The organism is bacterium, assembly GCA_040755755.1.
Classification (GTDB): domain Bacteria; phylum SZUA-182; class SZUA-182; order DTGQ01; family DTGQ01; genus DTGQ01.
Genome location: JBFLZW010000013.1, coordinates 20,504 through 46,311, shown reverse-complemented (window position 1 = coordinate 46,311; position 25,808 = coordinate 20,504). Strand labels below are relative to the sequence as shown.

General features: G+C 48.3%; 24 protein-coding genes and 2 pseudogenes. 16 read left to right on the top strand and 10 right to left on the bottom strand.

Features of this window, described 5'->3' with window-relative positions; translation table 11 throughout:
* Positions 1-238: 238 nt before the first annotated feature.
* The 5 genes and pseudogenes from AB1611_04720 to fetB all read left to right on the top strand — a co-directional run bounded on the left by AB1611_04720 (position 239) and on the right by fetB (position 3,336).
* Positions 239-370 (top strand): annotated as a pseudogene (locus tag AB1611_04720) (transposase).
* Positions 371-541: 171 nt separating this feature from the next.
* The gene (locus tag AB1611_04715) at positions 542-1,090 is read left to right on the top strand and encodes a class I SAM-dependent methyltransferase (GenBank protein MEW6378891.1); all 549 of its coding nucleotides are present in this window, start codon (positions 542-544) and stop codon (positions 1,088-1,090) included.
* A 127-nt stretch (positions 1,091-1,217) separates the two neighbouring features.
* The gene (locus tag AB1611_04710; protein MEW6378890.1) at positions 1,218-1,847 is read left to right on the top strand and encodes an L-threonylcarbamoyladenylate synthase; all 630 of its coding nucleotides are present in this window, start codon (positions 1,218-1,220) and stop codon (positions 1,845-1,847) included.
* Positions 1,837-2,523: an ATP-binding cassette domain-containing protein gene (locus AB1611_04705; GenBank protein MEW6378889.1), complete on the top strand. Its 687-nt coding sequence runs from the start codon at positions 1,837-1,839 to the stop codon at positions 2,521-2,523. The genes AB1611_04710 and AB1611_04705 overlap by 11 nt, the downstream gene beginning before the upstream one ends.
* 3 nt (positions 2,524-2,526) lie before the next feature.
* Complete coding sequence (gene fetB, locus AB1611_04700) at positions 2,527-3,336, top strand: iron export ABC transporter permease subunit FetB (GenBank protein ID MEW6378888.1); 810 nt, start codon at positions 2,527-2,529, stop codon at positions 3,334-3,336.
* Between the two features lie 129 nt (positions 3,337-3,465).
* On the opposite strand, the gene AB1611_04695 is transcribed toward fetB, so the two are convergent.
* The 10 genes and pseudogenes from AB1611_04695 to AB1611_04650 all read right to left on the bottom strand — a co-directional run bounded on the left by AB1611_04695 (position 3,466) and on the right by AB1611_04650 (position 12,143).
* Positions 3,466-4,215 (bottom strand): glycosyltransferase family 2 protein, encoded by a 750-nt coding sequence (locus tag AB1611_04695; GenBank protein ID MEW6378887.1) that lies wholly within the window; start codon positions 4,213-4,215, stop codon positions 3,466-3,468.
* A gap of 178 nt (positions 4,216-4,393) precedes the next feature.
* Entirely contained in the window at positions 4,394-4,693 is a 300-nt protein-coding gene (locus AB1611_04690) for a HEPN domain-containing protein (protein ID MEW6378886.1), read from the bottom strand.
* Positions 4,694-5,110: 417 nt separating this feature from the next.
* Positions 5,111-5,602, bottom strand: a complete 492-nt coding sequence (locus tag AB1611_04685; protein ID MEW6378885.1) for a hypothetical protein — start codon at positions 5,600-5,602, stop codon at positions 5,111-5,113.
* Positions 5,603-6,434: 832 nt separating this feature from the next.
* Positions 6,435-6,803: a hypothetical protein gene (locus tag AB1611_04680; protein MEW6378884.1), complete on the bottom strand. Its 369-nt coding sequence runs from the start codon at positions 6,801-6,803 to the stop codon at positions 6,435-6,437.
* 145 nt (positions 6,804-6,948) lie between these two features.
* A complete protein-coding gene (locus AB1611_04675) occupies positions 6,949-7,254 on the bottom strand; it encodes a UPF0175 family protein (GenBank protein MEW6378883.1) in 306 nt (101 codons plus the stop codon).
* Positions 7,255-7,469: 215 nt separating this feature from the next.
* Positions 7,470-8,597: a type IIL restriction-modification enzyme MmeI gene (locus AB1611_04670; GenBank protein MEW6378882.1), complete on the bottom strand. Its 1,128-nt coding sequence runs from the start codon at positions 8,595-8,597 to the stop codon at positions 7,470-7,472.
* Between the two features lie 67 nt (positions 8,598-8,664).
* Positions 8,665-8,850, bottom strand: coding sequence for a hypothetical protein (locus tag AB1611_04665; GenBank protein ID MEW6378881.1), 186 nt, complete (start codon positions 8,848-8,850; stop codon positions 8,665-8,667).
* A gap of 76 nt (positions 8,851-8,926) precedes the next feature.
* Positions 8,927-9,244 (bottom strand): annotated as a pseudogene (locus tag AB1611_04660) (transposase).
* A gap of 212 nt (positions 9,245-9,456) precedes the next feature.
* Positions 9,457-11,742: a hypothetical protein gene (locus tag AB1611_04655; GenBank protein ID MEW6378880.1), complete on the bottom strand. Its 2,286-nt coding sequence runs from the start codon at positions 11,740-11,742 to the stop codon at positions 9,457-9,459.
* A gap of 128 nt (positions 11,743-11,870) precedes the next feature.
* Entirely contained in the window at positions 11,871-12,143 is a 273-nt protein-coding gene (locus AB1611_04650) for an integration host factor subunit alpha (protein ID MEW6378879.1), read from the bottom strand.
* 338 nt (positions 12,144-12,481) lie between these two features.
* Between AB1611_04650 and yidD the strand changes: the two genes are divergently transcribed.
* From yidD to AB1611_04595, 11 genes are all read left to right on the top strand, one after another.
* The gene (gene yidD, locus AB1611_04645) at positions 12,482-12,919 is read left to right on the top strand and encodes a membrane protein insertion efficiency factor YidD (GenBank protein MEW6378878.1); all 438 of its coding nucleotides are present in this window, start codon (positions 12,482-12,484) and stop codon (positions 12,917-12,919) included.
* Entirely contained in the window at positions 12,910-13,455 is a 546-nt protein-coding gene (gene pgsA, locus AB1611_04640) for a CDP-diacylglycerol--glycerol-3-phosphate 3-phosphatidyltransferase (GenBank protein MEW6378877.1), read from the top strand. The genes yidD and pgsA overlap by 10 nt, the downstream gene beginning before the upstream one ends.
* Positions 13,442-15,025, top strand: a complete 1,584-nt coding sequence (gene lnt / locus AB1611_04635) for an apolipoprotein N-acyltransferase (GenBank protein ID MEW6378876.1) — start codon at positions 13,442-13,444, stop codon at positions 15,023-15,025. Before pgsA ends, lnt begins: the two co-directional genes overlap by 14 nt.
* A 9-nt stretch (positions 15,026-15,034) precedes the next feature.
* A protein-coding gene (prfB, locus tag AB1611_04630) for a peptide chain release factor 2 (GenBank protein MEW6378875.1) occupies positions 15,035-16,130 on the top strand; the annotation gives its coding sequence in 2 pieces (ribosomal slippage) (positions 15,035-15,103 and positions 15,105-16,130; 1,095 coding nt in all).
* A gap of 28 nt (positions 16,131-16,158) precedes the next feature.
* Entirely contained in the window at positions 16,159-17,403 is a 1,245-nt protein-coding gene (locus AB1611_04625; GenBank protein ID MEW6378874.1) for a lipoprotein-releasing ABC transporter permease subunit, read from the top strand.
* On the top strand, positions 17,400-18,074 hold the full coding sequence (locus AB1611_04620) for an ABC transporter ATP-binding protein (GenBank protein ID MEW6378873.1): 675 nt from the start codon (positions 17,400-17,402) through the stop codon (positions 18,072-18,074). The genes AB1611_04625 and AB1611_04620 overlap by 4 nt, the downstream gene beginning before the upstream one ends.
* Before the next feature lie 186 nt (positions 18,075-18,260).
* On the top strand, positions 18,261-20,696 hold the full coding sequence (locus AB1611_04615) for an ATP-dependent Clp protease ATP-binding subunit (protein MEW6378872.1): 2,436 nt from the start codon (positions 18,261-18,263) through the stop codon (positions 20,694-20,696).
* A 68-nt stretch (positions 20,697-20,764) separates the two neighbouring features.
* On the top strand, positions 20,765-23,035 hold the full coding sequence (bamA, locus tag AB1611_04610; protein MEW6378871.1) for an outer membrane protein assembly factor BamA: 2,271 nt from the start codon (positions 20,765-20,767) through the stop codon (positions 23,033-23,035).
* A gap of 54 nt (positions 23,036-23,089) precedes the next feature.
* Entirely contained in the window at positions 23,090-23,737 is a 648-nt protein-coding gene (locus tag AB1611_04605) for an OmpH family outer membrane protein (protein MEW6378870.1), read from the top strand.
* A 42-nt stretch (positions 23,738-23,779) separates the two neighbouring features.
* Complete coding sequence (gene lpxD, locus AB1611_04600) at positions 23,780-24,823, top strand: UDP-3-O-(3-hydroxymyristoyl)glucosamine N-acyltransferase (GenBank protein ID MEW6378869.1); 1,044 nt, start codon at positions 23,780-23,782, stop codon at positions 24,821-24,823.
* A 433-nt stretch (positions 24,824-25,256) separates the two neighbouring features.
* The gene (locus AB1611_04595; GenBank protein ID MEW6378868.1) at positions 25,257-25,583 is read left to right on the top strand and encodes a hypothetical protein; all 327 of its coding nucleotides are present in this window, start codon (positions 25,257-25,259) and stop codon (positions 25,581-25,583) included.
* Positions 25,584-25,808: the final 225 nt, after the last annotated feature.

Below are 25,808 nucleotides of genomic sequence, written 5' to 3'. Positions count from 1 at the left end.
ACTTATAATAACGATCGGGAAAAAGTGCGAGGTGAGCTCCTTATAGCTCTGAGATTGTGGGAATAAACCAATTGTTAGCCCGCAGATTATTTTAATCAGAATTCCGAGAATTGGTTCACAATAATCCAGCCATGTGATATAAAAAAATATAATGGATTCGGAAATTCGGACAGCGGATTAAGTTACACTGGAGGCGGAATTGAGCTATACTGGAGCTGAAAGATAAGGAGGTCCGCAGATGGGTTTACGAACCAAACATACCCCGGTATTTAAAGCGAAAGTGGCCCTGGAAGCACTCAAGGAGGAGAAGACCTCAGCAGAGTTGGCTGGAGAGTACCAAGTGCATCCAGGACAGATAAGGAAATGGAAACAGATATTTTCTAGCAGGAGCAATGAGAAATGCACTGTCCTCCAGGCCGCCCTTGCCCCCGGTATATGAGTAAGATGAACCGATCCCCGGTACTTTGACATCGATTCTTTCCCTTGGTATTCTTAAGGTACAGATTTTTGTATATATTACCAGGATTATGAGGAGAAGACAATGTCATTATCGGAAGAATCTCACATGGATAATGTCCTGCTGTCAGATTTGGACAAGTCCAAACTGGAAGAGGCTTACAATCAATTGATGAGGCAAATCCCCATCGTCGATGGGCAAAGGGTGCTGACCCTTTGCCGGGGCACCAGGGAAGCGGCCCAGGGGATGGTAGAGCGTAACGAAAAGGGTCACCTGTATGTCATCCTGGGGAGCCCTGATGAACGAGAAAATGAAAAGGCAGCAGGCTGGACCCAGCGTCACAATCTGACATTCCTTTACGCCCGGCTGACCGAATTACCCATGCCGGATGCCTTCTTCGATCGGGTGGTAATTGCCTATTCACCCGTCATTTTTCAATGCAAACAGGCTATTGTCAAGGAAGTATGCAGGGTCCTGAAACCAGGCGGGATATTTTATGTACTATATTTTGACTTGAAAGAGATCGCCAATGCCTGTTATTTTGAAATCAGAAAGGATTATTATCCAGTGGTTCGAAGACAGGAAATGGACGGTAATGTCCAGTCGGCTTCTCAAATCAAGAGCCGTCATTGAGCACCTGTGCACAGAAAATGCTGGTAATTTTCGGTCATACCTTTTATAATTTCTGCCGATCTACCAGACAAAAGAAGCCCTTACCGCTTATCAACAAATAAGTTATAATGAGTTATGGTGAACGACGATGATTATCGAAATACATCCGGTGAATCCTCAAGCCAGGCTGATCAAGCAGGCCGCACAGGTAATCCGGGATGGTAACATTCTCCTCTTTCCTACCGATACCAAGTATGACATCGGATGTGACCTGTTCAATAAAAAGGCTGTGGATAAACTTTACCGCATCACCCATGCAGATAAAAAAAAGCTGTTCAGCGTAATCTGTACTGACTTTCATGAAATCAGCAAGTATGCCCAGATCAGCAACCTGGCCTATAAGGTCATGCGACGGCTTCTGCCAGGGCCATATACTTTTATTCTCCCTGGAACCAGAATTCTTCCCAAGATCACGCTGTCCAAAAGAAAAACCATCGGGGTGCGAATGCCGGATAACCGGATACTGCTCGCGATGGGGCAGGAGTATGGCGGGCCTATCTTAAGTGCAGGCCTTCCGGACACCAGGGAGGATGAGCCTCTCGACCTTTGGGATGTAGAAAAGAGGCTCGGGCACGAGATTGACCTGATTATCGACGGCGGCCCCATTTTCCCCCGTGACTCCACAGTGGTTGAGCTGATCGATGACCAGATAGAGATTATCCGCAAGGGAGCGGGTGATATCGGCTGGTTCGAGCAGCGGGGGGTACTTGTGGAGTGAGGAGAGTTTACCTCTGTTTTCCCTGCACAATGTTACGGTTTTCCGCCAGCAGAGCGGGATAAAGCGCCTGGTTTTGTCTCAGGTTTCCCTCACCCTGGAACCTTTAGAACTGGTGGATATTGCCGGTGCTTCCGGGGCAGGGAAAAGTACACTCCTTGAGGCTGCCGCCCGGCTCATTCCCATCGCTGAAGGGAACATGACTCTCGAAGGCCGCAGGTACACGGCTTTTTCACCCCCGGAGTGGAGGAGAAAAGTCGCTCTTTACCTACAGACACCGGTGGCTGCGCCCGGAAGCGTTCGGGAGAACCTTCTTCTGCCCTGGAGATTCACCAGAAAGCCCGATCATGATATGCCATCGGTACTCCGCCTCGAATCGGAGCTGGAAGAAATCGGCCTTTCGGAAGTATCCCTGGATGTCAGGGCTTCAGAGCTTTCCGGAGGTCAACTGGCCCGCCTTGCCCTGGTGCGCCTTGTGCTGCTTCAGCCCCGGGTTTTGCTTCTCGATGAGCCGGAGGCCAGCCTGGACAGGGATTCTGCCCGACTGGTCAACAGACGCATCCGGCGCTATTTGAATGAAAATCAGGCTGCGGCCATCAGAATACGGCATTTTGCATGGGATGAGCCAGCCAGCCGTACCCTGACGGTCAGGGAAGGCACCGTGTTCGAGGAGGTATAAACCGTGAAGCATAGCCTTGCGGCTTACACCGCATCACCTGGAAGTCAGGTTATACCGATCGGGAATTTTCAACTGGTTCTGGCGCTCGGTTTTGTCCTGATAGCTGTCGGCATTGCCCTCTGGCTTCGGCTGGGTCTTGCCCGAAGGCTTATGACAGCCGCTGCCCGCTGCTATCTTCAGCTTCTGTTCCTGGGCTTTGTTCTTTTCTTCATCTTCAGCCACGATCATCCCTGGCTTACCGTCGCGGTTCTCCTGGTCATGATCGGCTTTGGAGTCCAGAACATCCTCAGCCTCCTGAAGCGCTCTCCCTATCGTTTGTTCTGGCCGGTTGTGACCTCCATGTCCGTGACCGGAATACCCATTACCTTTATCGTGGCCGCGGCGGTGATCGGCGTAACCCCCTGGTATCGGGCCCAGTACGTCATTCCCCTGGCCGGAATGGTTTTTGGCAATTCCATGGATGGCATCGCCCTGGCCGCGGAGCGGATGTTTGCCGATCTTGAAGCCAGACGGGACGAGGTGCGCCTGTTGATTACGCTGGGGGCCACTCCCTGGGATGCATCCCTGCCCAGCATCCGGGCCGCCGTAAGAGCGGGACTTGTGCCCACGATCAACCGGACAGCCACCGTGGGCGTGGTCTCCATTCCGGGCATGATGACCGGCCAGATTCTGGCCGGAGCCGATCCCCTTATGGCAGCCAGATATCAGATCGTGATTATGCTGATGCTGGCCGCGGCATCCTCCCTGGGTGCCATCACCGTAGCCCTGTGGTCCTATAAAAAAGCCTTCGATTCTGCCGGAGCGCCGCGCTGAAAAAGGGGAAAGAGAAGCTGAGAGGGGTTTCCCCCCTCGCCCCGCCGGGGAAGAAGGCCGACAGAGAGTCTCTCTGGCAGGTGAGGGGCTCTTGGGGTGTAAAATAGCCCCTCAGTCATTGACACTGGGTCAGGAGGTATGGTGCATCTCCCAGAGCTTGGCATACTTCAAAAAGCAATAGTAGGAGCCAAGAACGGCGATGATGAACCCCGGCATGCCGTCCAAAAAACCTCGTTTCACCACATAGAGCTTCAGGAAACGGAACAGCGGATTCAAAATAAGGCTGGAAAGACGGGGGGCTTTGCCTTCTTCGAATTTCCCCTGTGCTCCGATGGAGGAGAATGAATCTATGGTGCGAAGGTGATGTGAGATATTCCGGTAAGTATAATGCTCAAGGTCGCCGTCAAGGTCGCGGTATTTGCCATCCAGGTTGACGGTGTCATGGGGGTTCTTGCCTGCCCACCGGCCTTTGGATTTTTTGAATAGCCGGATTTTATATTCCGGGTACCAGCAGTGGTTGATCCACCGGCCCAGATAAAAGACGTGCCGGTTGACCCGGTATCCATCGTATTTCCCCTGGTCATTCTGCAGTGCATGAAGGATGCTTTCCTTCAGCCTGGGGGTAACTACCTCATCTGCATCCAAACTGAGTATCCACTCGTGCTTTGCCTGGTCGAGGGCGAAGTTTTTCTGCTGCACATGACCAGGCCAGGGGTTATACAAAACCCGGTCGGTGAATTTCCGGCATATTTCTAAAGTTCTATCCGTACTTCCCGAATCCACGACCACGATTTCATCGACAAAATCCAGGTTTTCCAGGCATCGCTGAATGTTTCTCTCCTCATTCAGGCAGATGATCGTGGCTGAAATTTTCGGCATTCAATATTCTCCATTTATTCTCCATTTTTGGCAATTCCTTCGGAATACCTTTGCAGAAGGTAAGCTAATAAGTCTATCCTATGAACACCCAGGATTTTCTTCTTGTTGAATCGTTTCTTCAATTATCCTCGAAATAGCATCAATAAAATCAACAGCCTGGGAAATCCACGGCTCAACGTTATCCTTCTGAAAAACAACAAAATCGACATAATCTCCCTCTTGCCGGTTTTTCGAAAAGGTTATTGTACAGCCGACCAAGCTCTTTACTGATTTTGTTGGTTTTGACCCGGTGATGGTTAAAAAGGGATTTCACTCCACTGTGTTTACTTAAGCTTATCCCTTCTATCGCCAATAGAGCCGTAACAGAATAGAAACAGGCATAATATAATCGATTAACACAAGCATTCCAATGACTTTCTCGCCGCATAAGAAAGGCCTCTTCCAATGTTTCACGGGTCCGCCCAAGTCGATAACGGATTAATTCAATCTGTTTCTAATTCCAGGTCGTAGAGATGATCTCTTATTTTGGTCACCAGATTCTGGTCTAGGGGAAATGGCACTTACATAAGAATTAGTAATTTTCCCGCAGAGACGCTGAGACGCAGAGGATATCATTGAAAAGTAAAAGTAAAATAAGTTCCTCCTTGTGCTTTTTTACTTTTTGCTTGCTTCCATGCCGTTGACACATCGGGATATCCCGACTTTCATCAGGCCCTTGCCGGATTGGTTGCTCTCTGCGCCTCTGCGTCTCTGCGGGAGATCGTTTTCCCCTGTGCGCTTTGTGTTCTCTCTATATTATAAGCTTAGCTAAGGACATGTGCCCTATGTGGCAAGCCTCATAATCTATTATACTCCATAGATTCATAATAACCATGCCCCGAAGTAGACCAATACATCATTTGAGGTCTGGGGTAGATTCCTTCCATCGATGTTCAAACAAATTTACTTGCTCAATAGGGTTTAACAAAAGATTTAATTGTGTATCCTTTTTACCTAAATCCTTTATGGAATGGCCAATATGAAACCCGTGTGCTTTGTCCCAAAGAATGTAGCGATCATGGAGCTTTTCTGAATCCAATCTCCTCATCTCTGTATTGGGGTATTGATTCCTAAATGCCTCGTAAGAAATGAGTGCAGCCTTTGATACTTTGGCCGATGTTATTATCCTTATTGATATTTTGCCAGTTTTACCCTCAATAATATCAAAAAATGTCTCTCCCATGTATGGGTCGATAACACAAAGCTCGCTATGTATATTGGAAATTATTTCCCTGAGCACATGATTAGCCTTAAAAGTTTCACCTGAACGAATTAAAATTTGTTCACGGCGTAAATTAGATACTTTTATAATCTCCTGAGATTCCCATTCTTTTTGAGCGTTAACCATAGACCTAAATAATTCAATACCATAATCTGTAAATTTTATCTTCCTTTTATCTGGAGAAAGACTAAAAACGTTTTTTTATGATAAGTGAACTGATAAGGGTCTCCGAATCGTAGCATAGCAAGCCGCTCATATAATTATAAATACTGATAATATCGTGTGAACCACGGAAACCATGATGATTTTTGAAATATACAGTGATAAACCAAAATTCCCGATCTGTGAGTTCAGACATAGCTACTGATTTTATTACCTTCTAACTAATGAATGCTAAATTACAAATTGGCCCTTTAGAATAATGACCTTTGCCTTAACAGCCCTATGGTCATCAATATGGGCGGTTTTATCGAGCATTGGATTTACTATTTATGACATTTGTTTTGCTATTCGTGCAGTGTTCCAAGACCCATAAGCAAGCCACTTTGACAGCCCCCAGCTCATTGTAATACCGGTAACGTTGCGGTCAGCATATTCCTTACCTCCTCTGGGTTATAAAGACGATAATCCTCGCCCTTATCGTCTCTGAGCCGTTTTCTATGTAAAACAGGGCTGAAACCAGATTTTTCAGCTTGCGCAATATCTCTTTTGAAAACTCATTCTCGGCTATCTTGCAATACTTATAACCATGATCGTGTATAACCATGATCGTGGGAAAAGCTCTCCTTGGCCATCACTCACCCTTTTATCCTTCTGCCCTTTTACTTTCTTTAACTACTCACCCATTGTCATTCCAAGCGAAGCGAGGAATCTTGCTTGCTTTTGCCTAAGAGTCTGTCTGAAAAATCCTGCTATATAGCAAACTCCATTTTTCAGACAGCCTCTCTAACTTCATTTTTTATTCATCAAATATCTCTCTTTCAACTTCTCTGCTTATGGCAAGATTATCTGCCTCTTTGATTCTTTCAAGTATCTGCCTGGCACCCTTTTTACTGCTTATCTTCTTTTTCCAAAGAGCCTTTATGATTGCCTGCAAAGAGATAACAGAAATTCCCTCGCTTTTGGCAAATTCTCTTGCCCTTATATCATTGGTTGCAAATAGACATCTTTCCGTCTTGCAATAGGCAATGGCTTCGAGTTCTCCTTTTCCCAAACTGAAATTCCCCTCTAGTTTAATATACTCTTCCAGAGCATGATTGCTTAAAGGCACAGTTTTTATTGACGAAATTACCTTTAACGGGAAGATATATCCATATTCCAATGGCACCGAAATTTCATCCCTTATTTTAAAATTTCATCCCTTATTTTAGGTGTTATGGCTGCCTTTTCATTAAAAAGTTGTTTCAATAAATCAACTGCATCTATCTTGGCGAACATGCTAAGGATATCAGTATCGAAGATTATCATGAGACTCAGATTGCCTCCAAAATTCCTTCCACCTCTTTGTTAATTTCTTCAGCAGGAATACTTGGGACTGAGATTTGAATACCATTCTCCCTCAATAATTCTTTAAAATCTTCTCTGTTGAGTCCACAAATTTCACTGGCTCTTGACATAGACACCTTATTTGTCCTATATAATTCAATTGCTAAATCCCTCCTCAGCTCAGGCTTTGCTCTGAGAAGAGCGCGGAAGGCATCTTCGATGAGTTCCTTTCTGCCTGGGTATCTCCCTATTCTAACCAATATTTCATCTAATTCAGTCAATGTGGTTTTCATAATTATTTCCTCCATCAAGGTTTAATATATTATAGCCTTTTCCAGCTTAACGGACAAGGCCACCCGTCAAGGGCAGTTTGCGGCAGGCCTATCTAAAAATCATCCCAAAGAACAGATCCCACTATTTTTCAGACAGTCTCTCAGAGATTCAAGATTTAGACGCATTTTACGAACAAGCCCTCAAAGTTATATGATACTAATATTTTTTTGAATACTCAAGCTAATTTCAGATTGAGATCCAATAGTCGCCCCAGAATTTCCCGCCGGGCTAACGGTGAGACAGTAAACCGGATTTGCTTTCGCTCGTTTTGGTAAAAATTATGTGCAGGGGCAAGATCGTCCCAGCCATAGCGGGCAAGAATGGCACGATCCATTTCCGTATGCAGTTCCCGGAGACGAGCGATATCAGGATCGGCACAGGCAGGATTGTGGAATAGGTTATAGGTCGCGGTCATGCCAATCTGCCGGGCGAGCATGATCTGACGGCGACATTCGTGGTATTCGCCACCGACTTGATCTGCACGTTGTCTGGCTTCTGATGATGGGTTCTGGGGAAAGGGGAAGGTATCGAAACAATCGGTGGGGGTGTAGCGGTTTCGTGATTCGAGGCTTGATGCATGTCGCCAAACCCATGCCTCATGAATATTGGATTGGAGTAAAGAAAAGTGATAGTTATCGTCGAAGGCGAAAACGACTAAGGCATCACCAAAAACATAGCTTGTCGGTACAAACACTAACATATGGAATTCACTTACGCGACTTCGCACCAGCACATGCTTCAAACTGGCAATCGCTTTTTTCATATCTATACCGGGGCGTGCATGGAGCCACCACTTATCCCGATCCTGCTTTGAGTTACTTTGAATACGTTGAGGTCTGACATTTTTTTCTATGATATGAAATAGATCAGGATACTTTTGGGCTCTTTCTATTGGCCAATTGAAAAAGCAAATGATACAGCGGCTTGGTAATTGGGAAGGATGATTGTTTAGGTCTTCCCCATTGAGGAACGGGAGAAGGCAGTCACGGTTCTGTGGATTTTTCAACATCAATTGCTCCGCGATTTCTGGCTCAACCATAAACTTACCGCCTATACTTTGCCCTCTGAAGCTTTTATCTTTATTTTGTTGGAGTGATTGAGGTTGCACTTCCGGACCATTATCCAAGCGAGAGGAAATAAATTCCACGGCTTCACCATCGAGTGTACAGGAATCATTACTTAGTCCTCTACGGATAGTTACAAGATCAACTTCAACAGTAGCAGCCCCTAACCATTTAATTGAACGATGAGCAAAAGTAATAGTACCACCAGTTTCAATGATCGTAGCTAAACCGAACGGCACTTACAGAACGAATCATATGGCTAATCCGATCTCGTCTCCCTCTTGAGGGCAATGATGCTCTTGCACCCTAAAAGATAATGCTCCTGCCTTCTGCGGCGGCAGCCGCTTTGGACTGCGGCAGCACGATACCGCTTTCCTTCTCCTGGATTGAAGATAATCTGGCGGCCACTTTCCTTGTGGATGACTCAATACCGTCACTTTTGAAAATAGCCGGGCTTGCCTTATAATATCCATTGCCTTTTGGAGTGGACATCGGGAGCGCAGCGGAAGCTGCTTTGCAGTGCTCACCGCACGGGTACATATTTTGTGGGTTATCCTTCTGTGGGCTGTGGAGGCTCAATAACATCAGCCTCCAGGGTTGGGAGCATCATTTTCTTATCATGTCGATTGGCCCCATCTACTGCCACTCCTATCTCCCACTCCTGGAATCGATCATGCACCGTGCTGGCTGCCCCCAAGACATCAAGGCAATGCTTTCATTGACATCCAGTACGAAGGAGGTAAAATATAGCTGTCATAGCTTGACGATCATCCATCCGTGGTCGTCCTGCCTTCTTCTTGGGCTTTGGGGCGGGTAAGAGGGTTTCCATATGCTCCCATAGAATATCGGGAAGCTGATACAGAGAGGATATGCAACTGCTTTGCATTTCTATCACTTCCTTTATATTTCATTGATTTATCCTCTCTAGTGTATCATACTTCCCGTTATTTTTCGGATAGGCTCTTAGTCCCACTGAAAAAAAAATTCACTCAATCCTGTCTGCATAGGCCATTTTTTATGAACTAATTCTATCATAACAGGAAAATCTCCTGCAAGGGAAAATCTCAGCATAGGAGAAGGTCTGGATTATGCGGCAAATCAGAGCACAGCGGTGATAAAGCATCCGCTCGACTCTTTCTGCGATGGTGGCGGGATTGGAATAGGGACAACAACAGGCTGGGGTAATCTGATTGAAACTTCTTTCCGGAAGTAATCGTCCTGAGCGTTATAGGCAGTAATGATATAGAGATACTCCGTATTCGCCTGGGCCTGATAATCATCATAGGTAATGGATCGGTCTGAGGATTCAATTTCCTTCCTGCTCACCAGAGTATCCGGGGTGGATGATGTCCCTTTGATTTTTCGTTCGATCTGATAGGCAAGAATGTTCGGATCGACTTCAAAGGAGATTTCGACTGAAGGGGTGGGGGCAGCCGCAGTCTTATACCGGATATGGGCATTGAAGAGGGGAAATTTCGGGGTCGTGACCGGCACGGTTTCGGATGAGGAGTCACCTGCGCTGTTGGCAAATTTCACCTGATACAGATAGGTCTGTTCCCCGTCGAAGGCTGGATCGGTGTCTTCATAAGCGTTACTGTCCTGATAGGGATAGACGATCTCCTCCGATTGAAAGATCATGGTCTGGTATTCCCCGGCCTGGCCGCGCCAGACCTGATATCGGCCTGTTTCCCTGACAGGCTCCCAGGCAAGGCGGATCGAAAGGTATCCATCTTTGATCCTGGCTGAGGGAGGGCCAGCTAACTGGGGGACAGGAGGTAACTCATCAGGCGGGACATCAGACTTCACCAGGGCATAAGAGGCCATCGTGTCCCGGGAGCGGTTAATGGGAATGATAATCAGTTTCGAATAGTCCTGACTCCCGGTAAAAGAAAAATCGTAGGTACCCTGCTGATTTCCATCAAGGGGAATAAGCTGGGCTGTGCCAAATTGGGGCCGGGATTCCGGCAGGAATTGATAGGAGCCGGAGGGAACGGCCAGGAAAGCAATATCCGTCTGGCTGTCGCCATCTACCTGGATGCGGATAGTCGATCCCGGTTGGGCAGGCTCGCTGAAAATCAGGTATTGGCAGCTCAGAGGTTCCAGGTAATTTATCGAAGTATCATGGCGGGGGATAGGATATTTACTCCCCTCCTCGTAATCCTGCTCCAGGTTGGCCAGTTTGAAGCAGGTAAATGCATGAGCAAAAGATGTCCGCCCTCCGCTGATCTCTTCCAGCGACTGGCTGGTAGCGGTAAGAACATCATAAGAAGGGGGCAGCATCCGTTCAAAAACAGACCGGACGATCCCGCTTCCAAACCGTTCCGAAAGGAATTTGGCCCAGATGACTCCGCCATATTCAAGATATCGGTAGTAGGGGGGATCATCAGAAGTTTTATTCAGGGAGACATCGGGATAGTCGAACCATCCGGAGTCCCGGCCATAAGTGAGTTCGTTGCCCTCGATAGTAAAATACTGCTCGCCAGTATTATACCTGCCGTTATCGTTGTCATCCTGAAAGGGCTGGCCAAGATAATTCAGGTAGTCGTCAACAGAATCATAGAATTCGTCCTCAACCCAGACAGCGGTATTTTCTTCCCACCACATGGTGTCTGCGGGAGATGTCGGCCACTGATCATAACCTGCCTGAAACGCATGAAAAAGCTCATGAACTGCCGTTACTTTCATAGCTCCGGCAGCTTTCCCCTCATTATCCAGGTTTTCCCTGGCCCGTTGATAGGTATTGTCTACTAAAATATACAGACCCCTGCTATCAGCGCTGGTAATTCCATAGGCACCAATGGAGAGAATAAACACCTCGATCTTCTGACTGACCGGAGCTCGGTAGCCAAGACCATGAGGATCAGAAACCAGGAATGACCAGGATTCTTCAAAGTAGCTGGCAAAGGCAGTTACAAATGCAGGGATAGTCTCCTGGATTCCATCAGACCCTTCAACCCTGTCCCAATAACCATCTTCCGTGTAGTAGAAACGAAAGTGCGGGGTGTCATAATACCATACCCTGACGTTATATTCATAATAATCGTCATAAGGGTCAGTCGGAGGATCCGTGGGACGGTGGAGAATGAAGCGGTTTTCCGGGTTCAATAACTCCCGGTGCCTCAGCGCCTGACGTATGAGGGGAGTGCCGCACTTCAGGGGGACGGGAGCGGCGGATGAAGAAAAAGACCGCTGCGATCCTGCGCGGGACGGCTGGAACAGGTTGGATATTTCCCGGTTTAATTGCTCACGAAATGCCGGTGAGGACGATTGCTGTTCAGCAGGACTTTGATCCACAACGGATAAAGTCAGGAAGAAACACAGACCTGCACACATAATTCTCGGCAAGACAGCTTGTATTTTTACTTCACCGGTAAAATTGGTCATATCGTGTCCGGACAAAGATAAAAGGAGTATCCCCAGTATAAAATATCGTGCCAGTAGAGCGCAACAGGTTTATGAATAGCAATGGCAATGCAAAGCTCTTGTAAGCAGATAGTCAGGTAAGATCAGGATTAATTTACTGTATTTCTGAAAATTTTTGATGGTTTGAAGGTCACAACCTTCCTGGCGGTAATTTCCGCTTCTTTCCCTGTCCGGGGGTTTCTGCCGATTCGGGTATTTTTTTCCCGGATGATGAATTTACCGAATCCGCGGATTTCCACCTGGTCTCCGTTGGCCAGAACATTTTTCAGGGTAGTAAAGACCGCCTCCACCACATCTCTCGCTTGTTTGTTGCTGATATTTAGTTCAGCCCAGACATTTTTAATGATATCTTCTTTGGTCATCTGGTTGCCTCCTCTTTATCATGCATGAAATTGGGGTAAAGATTGGATAAAGATTTATAGAGATATTGAAAATAGAAATCAGACAGTGAAAAACTATTACAACTTATAACAACTTATTTTGGGTTGTCAAGTTTTTTGTTGTTTTTTTTAGCTTAACCAGTAATTACCTGATAACAAAGGACAAAAAATGAGCTTGATTTGTTGTTCCGAGTATGCCATAATTTTGGAAAATTTATAATTATTATATAGTTAGCAAGATCAAGGGGGGATTGGTTCTGCGCTCTTCGAGCGGCCTTAAGAGCTGGAAAACAATCGGTCATTTTTCCCGGAGGGGAGTAATGCTGTGCTGCTGGCTGTTGATCTTCCGGGTACTGGCAGGATGCCTTTCCGGGAGTCCAAAGGCTTATGCCGCATCAGACCCGATGCGCCAGCCGTGGCCAGCCAGGTCTGCATCTGTGCGGCTTTCCGCCCAGGCCGCACCAGGGGACAAATACCGGGCAATTTCTGAAAGCGGCTTCTTTCAGGAGCAACTCCTCCTGGTGTTGCGGTTCTTTCAGGTTTTTATCTCACCAGCAGACGGGGATCGCTGTCCCATGTTCCCTTCATGCTCACAGTATGGGGTGGAGGCCATCCGCCGCTATGGGCCCTTTCGGGGAGTAATTCTCACTTCAGACCGTCTCCTGCGGTGTGGACGGGAAGCTGACTATCCGCTGGTCCGAAGCCGGGGGGAATACCGGTTTTTCGATCCACTGGAAGGCAACGTACTATGGCACTGAACATGAATACTGCCAATAAGCTGACGATTTTCAGGATCGTGTTGATACCTTTTTTCGTGATTCTGCTGATATACCATAATATTACCGCTGCCCTGCTCATCTTTGGTCTGGCCAGTGTAACCGATGCCACGGACGGACTTATCGCCCGCAGATGGAATCAGAAGACCCGACTGGGCACATTTCTGGACCCCATGGCCGATAAGGCCCTGTTGGTTACTTCCTTCATTACCCTGGCTGTTTTGCACCTTTTGCCGACCTGGCTGGCAGTCATTACCATCTCGAGGGATATTATCATCGTACTTGGGGCTCTGATTGTTTATATTCTGACCGGAAACCTCAATTTTTCTCCCACGATTCTGGGAAAGATGACGACCATGGTACAAATCCTGACCGTTCTGGTTGTCCTGATAGGGTATCACCTTCAGCGGGTCAGCTCCTGTCTTCCGGCATTTGTCTGGCTGACCGCCGGTATTACCGTTGCTTCCGGCTTCCAATACCTTTATATCGGCATGGAAATGTTGAATGAGACATCATAAACTTTCGATTCAGCACATTTGTCTGGCTCTTCTGTCCGGAGGACTGCTCACGCTGGCCTTTCCCCGGTTTAATATTTCGATCCTGGCCTGGGTCGGGCTGGTGCCGCTGCTTTTTGCCCTGGAGAGGGCATCTTCGCTGCGGTCATCCTTTGCCCTTGGATGGATTTGCGGTTTAGCCTATTTTGGGGGAACGCTGTATTGGGTCGCTGAAACCATGGCCGTCTACGGCCACATAGTGCTCTGGCAGAGTGTGCTTATTTCACTGGCACTGGTAAGCTATCTGTCGTTATACATTGGAGGGTTTGCCCTGCTCCGGAACTGGCTCCGCCGTTTTTTTCCCCCAATGCTCGCTCTGGTAATCGCCCCGTTGATCTGGACATCTCTGGAATTTCTCCGCGCCCATCTCCTGACCGGTTTCCCCTGGTCCACCTTGGGCTACTCCCAGTATTCTCACTTACAACTTGTTCAATTTTCAGACATAACCGGAATTTACGGGGTATCGTTTGTCCTCACTCTGGTCAACAGCGGCCTGGCTGTCCTCCTGGAATATATTCTGGCCAGAAGAGCGAAAGGCAGTGCGGTCAGCTTCACCTCGGCCATGGGTGCCTTTGTGATCCTCGTGACCGTGATCGGTCTGATTGAGGGCTATGGGGCATATAAATTGCATTCCCGCAAATTGCAGGCAGAAGATGTTTTGAGCGTTGGCATTATTCAGGGGAATATTCCTCAGGAGGAAAAGTGGGACCACAGGCTGCAGGACCTTGTGTATGGTTCCTATCAATCCCTGACTCTTCTGGCTGCCGAGCAGAAACCGGATATCATCATCTGGCCTGAAACATCCGCTCCCTTTATTAACGAGCAGTACGGAGAGTATCTGGAGCGCATCTCTCCCCTGGTGCAAAAGGCAAAAGTTGCGATGGTGGTCGGAAGCCCCCGGATCGAGAGGGAGAGCACAGGCAAGGTACAGCTCAAGAACAGCGCCTTCCTTCTTGCTCCCGATGGAAAAATTGTGGATTATTATGATAAAATACACTTAGTCCCGTTTGGCGAGTATCTCCCTCTGGGAGAGATACTGTCCCACCTGGGAACCGTGGTTAATGAGGTCGGTGAGTTCAGCCCTGGTGACCGATACACTACTTTTCACCTCGGTCAATGGCGCTTTGGGCTGGTTATCTGTTATGAGGTGATTTTTCCCGACTTGTTTCGGGAATTTGCCCGGCAGGGGGTGAATTTTATGGTCAATATTACCAATGATGCCTGGTTCGATCAAAGCTCTGCCCCGTATCAGCATTTTTCGATGGCTGTCTTCCGGGCTATTGAAAATGGAGTAAGCGTCGTGCGGGTAGCTAACAGCGGCATTTCCGGTTTTATCGATCCCTGGGGCAAGGTTGTGCTGGAGACACCGCTTTTTCGCCGGCTGGCCCTGGTCAGACCCTTGCGGCTTGCGAAAAAAAGTACTTTTTATGTTCGATATGGAGATATTTTTGCCAAATCCTGCCTGGCTTCTCTTGGCCTTTTCCTGGTTTTGGGATATTGGAAAGTCCATCAAACGAAAAAAATGGAGGGATAAGACTCGATCATGTATGAGGAATATATTTCCGAGTACCAAAAATTAAAATCCAAGATGGAAAACCTTCGAGGTTACCTTTGACCTTGAAGGAAAACGGAAACGGCTGGGAGAGCTCGATGATCAAATGGGAGCTTCCAATTTCTGGTCGAACAGCGAGACAGCCCAGGCAGTGATTCAGGAGCGCTCGGCCCTCATGGAATGGGTTGAAAAAATCTCCCTGCAGGAAAAACACCTGGAGGAGCTTGAGGTAGCTATCGAACTGGGTCAGGAGAGCGGTGACCAGTCGATGGCCGAGGAGGTGAAAAATCTTCTGAAAGTGCTCCAGGAGGGAGTGACCCAACTGGAAATTCAGGCGCTTTTGAGTGATGAGGATGATCATCGCAATGCAATCGTTTCCATTCATTCCGGGGCAGGGGGAACCGAATCCCAGGACTGGGCCGGAATGCTGCTCCGGATGTATCTTCGCTGGGCGGAGAAACGAGGGTTCCGGGTCCAGCAGGTCGATCTTCTGCCCGGCAGCGAAGCCGGAATTAAAAGTGTTACTTTCATGGTTTATGGAAATTATGCCTATGGGCTTTTACGGGGTGAGACAGGAGTCCATCGCCTGGTCAGGATTTCTCCGTTCGATGCCAACCGCAGAAGGCATACTTCCTTTGCCTCGGTGTCTGTCTATCCGGAGATCGACGAAAATATCGAGGTGGAAATCGACGAAACGGACCTGCGGATAGATACCTACCGCTCCAGTGGAGCCGGCGGGCAGCATGTCAATGTCACCGACTCGGCGGTCCGGATCACCCATATTCCCAGCGGGATCGTCGTGCAGTGTCAAAACGAGCGCTCCCAGCATCAGAACCGGGCAGTGGCCATGAACATTTTGCGTGCCCGATTATACGAATTGGAGAAAGAGGAGCAGCAGAAAAAACGGGATGCCCTGGAAGAGGGAAAACGAGAGATCGCCTGGGGGAGCCAGATTCGCTCCTACGTTTTCCAGCCGTATCAGTTGGTGAAAGATCATCGCACCAACCTTGAGATTGGTAATATCGAGGCGGTCATGAATGGGGAGGTAGATTCTTTCATTCAGGCATATCTCAGGTTGAAGGTGTAAAAGAAAAAAGGATTTATCTGTCATGAACATGCCCTATGAGCTTATGATCGGGCTGCGCTACCTGAAGGCCAAGCGAAAGCAGACCGTGATTTCGGTTATCAGTATTATCTCGATCGGCGGTGTGGCCCTCGGAGTTATGGCCTTAATCATCGTTCTTGCGGTCATGAGCGGTTTTGAAATGGATTTGCGGGATAAGATTCTCGGCACCAATTCACATATCGTCGTCCTGGAATATAATGGCCAGGGTATCGAGAATTATGCAGGGCTCATATCGAAGATAGCCAAGGTGCCCGGAGTCCGGTCCTCAGCTCCCTTCATCTACGGTCAGGTCATGCTTTCCTCCAGCCGGAGTGCCTCCGGACTGGTCTTGCGGGGAGTTGATCCGAAGGAGGAACTTCAGGTGACCGATCTTGCCCGCAATATTGTAAGCGGAGACCTCCGGCAACTGGAAACCCCTTCACCGGGCGATGCTCAGCCGCAGATGGCCGGGATTGTACTTGGGCAGGAGCTGGCCAGAAACCTTGGCGTGTTTGTGGGAGATGTCATTACCGCCATCTCGCCGGTGGAGCGGATATCTCCGATGGGTCTTGCTCCCAAATTTTTGCGGTTTAAGGTAGTAGCTGTCTTTAATTCGGGGATGTATGAGTATGACAGCAGCCTGGCTTACGTTTCCATAAAAACGGCTCAACGCCTGTTCAACATGAAAAATATGGTTACCGGCGTTGAGGTCAAGGTTGACAATATCTTTCAGGCCCAGGATATTTCCCGGGAAATTCAAAAAACCCTGGGATTTCCCTACTGGACGCGGGACTGGATGGAGATGAACAAGAACCTGTTTTCCGCTCTTAAACTGGAAAAACTGGCCATGTTCGTTATCCTGGTCCTGATCATTCTGGTCGCTGCCTTCAATATTATCAGTACGCTGGTGATGATGGTCATGGAAAAGAACAAAGACATCGCCATTCTCAAGTCCATGGGAGCCACGGCCCGTAGCATTTTACTGATTTTTATTATCGAGGGACTGATTATCGGCCTGGTCGGGACGTTTCTCGGCTGTCTGGGAGGAACCCTGGCCTGCTGGATTGCCGATACCTACCATTTGATTAAGCTTCAGGGAGATGTGTACTATATCAGCTATCTGCCATTCAAGATGAAGCTGGTGGACATTCTTCTGGTCTCTTCTTCCTCGCTGCTGATCAGTTTTCTGGCAACCGTGTATCCGGCCTGGCAGGCTTCGAGGCTCGATCCGGTCGTATCCCTGAGGTATGAATGACAATTATTGAGGTTCGGGATGTTTATAAATCCTACATTAATGGCAAAGGTGAGCTGAAGGTCCTTGAGGATATTACCCTTGATATCGAGCATGGGAAAATTTTCAGCATTGTGGGGGCTTCGGGTGCAGGAAAAAGCACTCTGCTCCATATCTTAGGGGCCCTTGACCGCCCCTCGCGCGGAGAATTATGGTATAATGGTAAGAATCTGTTTTCCTTAAACGATCGGGAACTGGCCCGGTTCCGGAACCAAAAGATCGGTTTCGTTTTTCAATTTCACCATCTGCTGCCGGAATTCAGTGCACAGGAAAATGTCATGATGCCGATAATAATTAACAGGCAAAACCGCAAGATAGCCGAGCTGCGGGCTAACCAGTTGCTGGCAGAGGTTGGATTGCAGGGCAGGGAACATCATAAACCGGGCGAACTCTCAGGAGGAGAACAACAACGGGTGGCCATTGCTCGCGCTCTTTCTAATAAACCCGAGTTGCTTTTGGCTGACGAGCCAACGGGAAATCTCGACTCGCAGACGAGTGAGAAGATTTACGCCTTGCTCCAGCAAATCAATCGGGAACGCAATGTTACGATAATCATGGTAACCCATAACGAAATTTTGGGAAGCAGGGCTGATTATTGCTTAAATCTATCCGATGGAAAGTTAAAGTTTATGTAGTCGGCTTTTTTTTGGTTAATGTGCTTAAACAGGAAGATTTAATTGAAATCAAACTGCTTTTATCGTAAAATATAAATCGAAGAGATGCGGTAGCAAGGGGGCCGGATGTCTTCGGATAAGTGAGTAAGAGAAGCGTTTTTCTCTGGTGTATTATGGAACTCCTGAAAAAATTGGCAGGTTTGTAAAATGTTTGAACGATTTACCGAAAGAGCAAGAAGAACCATTGTCCTGGCCCGTGAGGAAGCGATAAGGTTGGGAAACCCATATCTCGGAACGGAGCATGTACTCTTGGGACTGGTCAAGAAGGACGATAATACGGCCGTAAAAATCCTGAGGGAAAGTAATATTGAACTGGATGAAATTCGGTTCGAGGTGGAGAGAAGAATTTCGAAGCAGGTGGCCAAGCCTGAAGTTGGAGAGATTCCGTTCACACCCCGATCCAAGAAAGTGCTTGAGCTGGCTATTGATGAAGCAAAGCTGATGGGACACAATTATATCGGGACCGGCCATTTGCTCCTTGGATTGATGCGGGAAGGAGAGGGGATCGGTGCCGGTGTGCTGGAAGACCTGCGGCTCGACCTGTCGGAAGTGCGAAAGAAAGTCATGGAGTATGCCAATGCCTCCAAGTATGATCTGAAAGAGGCCCCAAAGACAGAAACTCTGGATGAGTTTGGCCGGGACATCACCAAACTGGCGCGGAGCGGAAAGCTCGATCCGGTCATTGGCCGGGACGATGAAATCGAGCGGGTTATCCAGATTCTGAGCCGACGGACCAAAAATAACCCGGCCCTGATCGGAGAGCCGGGAGTTGGAAAAACAGCTATTGTCGAAGGACTGGCTCAGCGGATCGTCGATAATTCCGTTCCGCGGCTGTTGTCCAATAAAAGGATCGTGACCCTGGACCTGGGTCTTCTGGTGGCCGGGACCAAATACCGTGGCCAGTTTGAAGAACGGCTCAAGGCCATCATGAAGGAAATTTCCCAGGCTGATAATATTATCCTTTTCATCGACGAGCTGCATACACTTGTAGGTGCCGGAGCCGCCGAAGGTTCGATCGATGCTTCCAACATGCTGAAACCTGCTCTGTCGAGAGGAGAATTGCAGTGCATCGGCGCTACGACGCTGGGAGAATACCGGAAATACATCGAAAAGGACGGCGCTCTGGAACGCAGGTTTCAAACCGTGATGGTGAATCCTCCAACCGTGGAACAGACCATCCACATCATCAAAGGGCTGCAAAACCGGTACGAAGAGCATCACGGCGTTCACTTCAGTGACGAGGCTATTAGTGAGGCTGTCAAACTGTCCGACCGGTATATCACCGACCGCTTTTTACCGGATAAGGCCATTGACGTAATCGATGAAGCGGGCTCCCGGGCCAGGGTAAACAGCACAGCCCTGCCTGCCGAGCTGAAGGAAATCAAGGCTAAAATTGAAGAGACCAAGCGGGAAAAAGAGACAGCCATCCGTATCCAGGATTTTGAAAAAGCCGCTTCCCTGCGTGATATGGAAAGAAAGATGCGGCTGAAGTTTGAAACCCTGAGCAAAAAGTGGTTTGAAAAGCAAAAGAAAGCCACTCTGACCGTGACCGCCGAGGATGTCGCCTATGTGGTATCCAAATGGACCGGTATTCCGCTCTTCAAGCTGGAAGAAAAAGAATCGACCAGACTGCTGCATCTGGAAGATGAATTGCACAGAAAAATCATCGGCCAGGATGAGGCCATCCGGGCTATAGCCCGGGCCATCAAACGGTCCCGTACGGGGGTCAAAAGCATCAACCGTCCTATCGGCTCCTTTATTTTCCTCGGCCCTACCGGGGTGGGGAAAACAGAACTGGCCAAGAGGCTGGCCGAGATTCTATTCGGCAAGGAAGATGCCATAATCCGGATTGACATGTCAGAGTACAGCGAAAAATTTTCGGTCTCCCGGCTGGTTGGCGCACCTCCGGGATATGTGGGCTACGAGGAAGGCGGACAGTTGACCGAGCGGGTGCGCAGGCGGCCTTACTCGGTGGTTTTGATCGATGAAATTGAAAAAGCCAATCCGGAAATATTCAACATCCTGCTGCAGGTTCTGGATGAGGGCCGGTTAACCGACAGTCACGGACGGCATGTGGATTTCAAGAATACGGTTCTCATTATGACCTCCAATCTTGCAACTCGGAACATTGAGCAGAAGACAACCGTTGGCTTTCAAAAAGCAGATGAGGTTTTCTCCTATAAACGGATGAAGGATACCATCATGGATGCTCTGAAAAAAACCTTCAATCCGGAATTCATCAACCGGATTGATGAGACTATTGTTTTCCATGCTCTGAATCAGGAACATATCCGCAAGATCATGGGGCTGGCCATTCAAGAGCTGAACCATCGGCTGGAGAGTAAGAATCTTTATGTGGAGCTGAAGCCGGAGGCAGAGGAGTGGCTCTTGAAGAAAGGGTATCAGCCTGATTATGGCGCTCGTCCGGTCAAGCGGGTCATCCAGCGGTATGTCGAGGATCCGATCTCTGAAGAGCTGCTGAAGGGAAATTTCAAGGAAGGAGATATCCTCCAGATCGGAGTCGAGAATGGAGAGATTACCTTCGCCAAGAAGAGTCTGCGAAAGGAACTTGTACTTTTGTAGCTTCTTTTCATCAGGAGGGAAATGTTTACCGTTGCTAGTCGCCCCCGGAATCTGGTAAAGTAGGGGGCATGCGAATCCGAAGCACAGCCGCCTATTTTGTATTCTGCATTATGACCAGTCTTATTCTGGGAGCAGGATGGGAGAGTCTGCCTGTCAGAGAGATTGATGTTCAGGGTAACCGGAAGATCGAGAGGCAGGCCATCCTGCATAAGATCCAGACAAAAATCGGCGAGACATTCAGCCCTCAGAAGGTTGACGAGGATATTAAGGCCGTCTACAATATCGGATACTTTGAGAATATCGAGGTAGACGTCAAAGAAATTGAAGGAGGCCTTTCGGTAACGTATATAGTTACTGAAAGGCCTTTGATCAAAAAAATCACCTTTTCCGGCAACAAGAAGATCAAAACCGAAACCCTCCAGGAAAAGATCGATATTACCACGGGAAGTATTTTCAACCCCTACCTGGTTAAAAGAAATGTTCAAGGTCTGACTCAATACTATAAAGATGAGGGGTATTATCGGGTTCAGATTGATTCCCGGACGGAAAAGATTTCCGAAGAGCAGGTCGAGCTTATCTTTGATATTCAGGAAGGAAAAAAAGTTAAAATCCGGAAGGTAATCATTGAGGGGAACCGGAATTTCTCGGACAAAGAGATCAAGAAGATCCTGAAAACCAAAAAGCGTCGTTTTTACTCGTTTATTACTTCTTCAGGATACCTGAAAAAGGAAGCCCTGTCTCAGGATATCCAAAAGATCGAAGACTTCTACTTTAATCAGGGATTCATTCAGGTTGCTGTCCAGGAGCCGGCAATTTCCTTTGATCCGGAAAAACAGGGTCTGGTCATTACCTTTACCCTGTCGGAGGGGGATCAATACCGGATTGGAAAGATCAGCATTCAGGGGAACAAGGTCGTTTCTACGCCGGAAATTCAGAAGCAGCTTCAGATCAGGGAAGGGGAACTCTTTAACCGGGCCAAACTGCGTCAGGATGTCTCGGCAGTCCAGGACATATACGCCGATCAGGGATATTTATTTACCCGTGTCTCTCCGTTGACTCATGAAATACCCGAAGAGAAAAAAATCGATATTACTCTGGACGTTGAGGAGGGAGGTCTGACCTCCGTAAACCGGATCAGGATTACGGGCAATACCAAGACCAGGGATAAAGTTATCCGCCGGGAGATCGAAGTCCAGGAGGGTGATATATTCCGCAGCCGCAAGGTCCGGCAAAGCTACAATAATATCAACAATCTGGGATTCTTTGAGGAAGTCAACCTGGACATTCAGCCCGATCCGGAAAGGAATAAGGTGGATTTAGCCGTCAAGGTCAAGGAGCGCATGACCGGACAAATGAGCATTGGCGGGGGCTACAGCTCAGTGGATCATTTCGTGGGAACGGCAGAAATCAAGCAGGGGAATTTATTCGGCCTGGGAGAACAACTGTTTCTCTCTGCTGAAATTGCCGGTAACGGCGAGCGAAGCACCTATGACCTGGGCTTCACCGAACCCTGGTTGTTCGATATTCCCTTAAGTGCAGGCTTTGATATTTACTACCTGGATAGAGAGTTGGAAGATTACACCAAAACATCCAGGGGAGGAGATATCCGGCTCGGCTATCCGGTGGCCGAGTATACTCATCTCTTTGGGACCTATTTGAACGAAAACGTGAATATCGAGGTGGATGATCCTGATTCGGCATCGGAAGATATCAAGGAGGCAGCAGGCAGATCCACGACCAGCAGCACCCGGTTATCATTAATCAGGGACAGCAGGGACAACCGGATAAAACCGACAACCGGCTCGCTCAATAAGCTTTCTTTTCAGTTTGCCGGAGGCTTTCTGGGAGGGAGCAATTACTTTACCAAGACGATGCTGGAGAGTGGATGGCATTTTCCGATCTGGAAACAACTGGTCCTCTCCCTTCACGCCAAGGCTGGCTATACCAGAGGGTATGCAGGGCGGAGTCTCCCCGTTTTTGAGCGGTTTTATGTGGGAGGACTGGATTCCGTGCGGGGATACCGGGACCGGTCCATCGGGCGAAAAGACGCTGATGGTGATCCTGTCGGCGGGAATAAATCAATCGTGACCAATGTGGAGCTGCATTTCCCCATCTACGACATCATTCGGGGGGTCCTGTTCTGGGATGCGGGAAACGTCTATGAGCAGCGGGAGAAATTTGTTCACCGGCCATTGAGAATGGGAGCCGGGATCGGTGTCCGCTTTTTTACCCCAATAGGGCCCTTGCGACTGGATTGGGGAAGGATAATAAACTATCGCCCTGAGGAAGATGGTCGCGATCGGTCTCAGATCCATTTTGCCATCGGCACCTATTTTTAGTCCAAATTGCTACTTACAGTCATAAGGGAAAGGAGTCAGGAGTCAGGAGTCAGAATGAAGAAAGGAAAAGTCTTTATTCTGACTTCTGCCTTCTGCCTTCTGACTCCTGATTATATAACACCTAAATCGAACAGGAGGATGATGATGAAACCCCGAAGTATCCTTGTTTTTCCGCTTGCCTTACTGGCAACTGCCGTTATTTCTCCCTGGAACCTTTTCGCTGCCCAGGCTCAAACGCCCGCAGGAGGCATAGCCTACATTGACAGTCAGCGCGTTGTGGATGAATCCAGGGCCGGAAAGGCATCCCTGAAGGAACTGGAGGACTTTAAAAAGAAAAACGAAGATGAGCTGGCCAAACGGGATAAGGAGATGAAGGACCTGGAAGATGAGCTGCAGAAACAGAAAATGGCTCTTTCTCCCGATGCCCAGAATAAAAAAGAGGAGGCAATCCGCCGCAAGGGGATTGAACTGAAACGGTTCAAAGAGGATAAGGAACAGGAATTAAAAGAGATGTACTTCCAGCACCTGAATAAGATCAAAGAGGAAATTATTCAGATTGTCCAGAAGATCGGCCAGGAAAAAGGATACACCCTGGTCGTCAATAAAGACGACAGTATCATTTATGCCGATCCCAACCATGATATTACCAACCAGGTCATTGAAGCCTACGATAAGAGCATGGCCAGGGGAACACAGAAATAACACCATTTACCCGCCTGTTTAGGGCAGGAAGAGTAATTACGGATGGAAAAAACACTCAAGGAACTCGCTGAGTTTGTTGGTGGAGCGGTCCGGGGAAACCCTGAAACCCTTATCCGGGGTGTGGCCGGGGTCAGGGAGGCGCATGAAGGTGAGATTACCTTTATTGCCAATCCAAAATACCTGCCGCTGCTGCCCCACACCGGGGCCTCGGCAGTCATCCTTTCGGCTAAGGACCCGGAGACCAAAATCGCATCCATCAGGACAGCTAACCCATATCTTGCTTTTGCCAAAATACTGCGCCTGTTCTCCGAAACACCTCACCTGCCATCCGGGATCCATCCCCGGGCCTGTATCGACCCCTCTGCAATTATCGGACAGAATGTCTCTATCCACCCGCTGGCAGTCATCGGCAGGGAGGTCAGGATCGGCAACAACGTTCAGATTTACAGCGGGGCCTTTATCGGAGATTTCTCTCAGATCGGCGACGGGTGTATCATCTACCCGAACGTCACCCTGTATCATCACACTCTGATCGGATCCTCGGTAATCATCCACGCCAACACGGTGATCGGAAGCGACGGTTTCGGGTATGTCTGGGATGGTCAGGAACATTACAAGATTCCTCAGACAGGACGGGTGATCATCGAAGATGCTGTGGAAATCGGCGCAGGGACCACCATAGACCGGGGCACGATGGGTGATACGATCATCAGGCGGGGAACCAAAATCGATAATCTGGTTCAGATAGCCCACAATGTCGTCATCGGCGAATCATCCATCATTGTCAGCCAGGCTGGCATTTCAGGGAGTGCGGAACTGGGAAAACGGGTGACATTAGGCGGCCAGGTAGGGGTAGCCGGACATTTGAAAATCGGAGATAACACCATGGTGGCTGCCAAAGGCGGGGTTTCGAAAACCGTTCCTCCCAATAGTGTCCTGGCCGGACTCATTGGCAGACCCATCCAGGAATGGAGAAAATCGGAGGCAAGCCTTCGCCTCCTGCCCGAATTATTCGAAAAAGTCAGAAAGCTTCAGCAAAAGGTACTGGACCTGGAAGAAAAGATAAGGACACCACAGAGACAATAAAGAGCCAGAGAAAAGCAGAGAGTGAAAAGCTCATGATATTTCCCGATCCCTTCCCTTGAGGGGCATTGGCATTTGATCTAAGGAGAATGGCACTTACAGAACGAATCATACGGCTAATCCGATCTCATCTCCCTCTGGGGGCAATGACGCTCCTACACCCTAAAAGATAATGCTCCTGCCTTCTGCGGCGGTGGATGAGTTCCAACTTGGCTTCTGTAAGTGCCATTCTATCTAAGGACAGATCACGATAATTCTCGCTCTGTACTATATTCGTAGCATGCACAACTGAAAACCGCTATAAACGCCATTCACACTATCACCTCAAAATTCAACATCATACATTACTGTAAAATATTTGCAGATTATTTTTTTTGACTTTAGATAGAGGTTCTGAATATATTATATTACATCAGGGTGTTTTGGGCGCTCATAGATGATGAATGGATATTATCCTGATGAAGCGAAAAAACCTATCTCCATGATGACTGCTGATTTGACGGATCGTGGCAGTTATAGGTTTTATGAAGATATGTTCGGAAAAGGTGGGAATGGTGGCCTTGGAGGAAATGGTGGTCATACTCCATTTTCCGACAGACCAGAAGAAGCCGGTGAACCCGGAGAAGCTAATGGTAATAATGGCGGTAGATGGACTAGCGGTGGTGGTGGCCAAGGACTTGGTGCCGAAGGAGAAAGTCCTATCACGGTGGTGCCGGAGAAGGATATGGTGGTGGTATACTGTGCATCACAGCGAACAAAATAATAAATGATACGAACTATCCCTGCCCTTTTCTCGTATGTGGACAAAAAGGAGGTATGGCGGGTCCGGGAGGAGAGACCGCACAGTCAGGACAAAATGGGGAGGGGGAACTATTGATAATCGAATGCTTTGATTAATCGGCTTAAACCGAATGGCACTTACAGAATGAGTCATGCGGTTAATGCTGCCCAGTTAGTTTGATTGCCCTTGTTTATGATTTGTCGATGA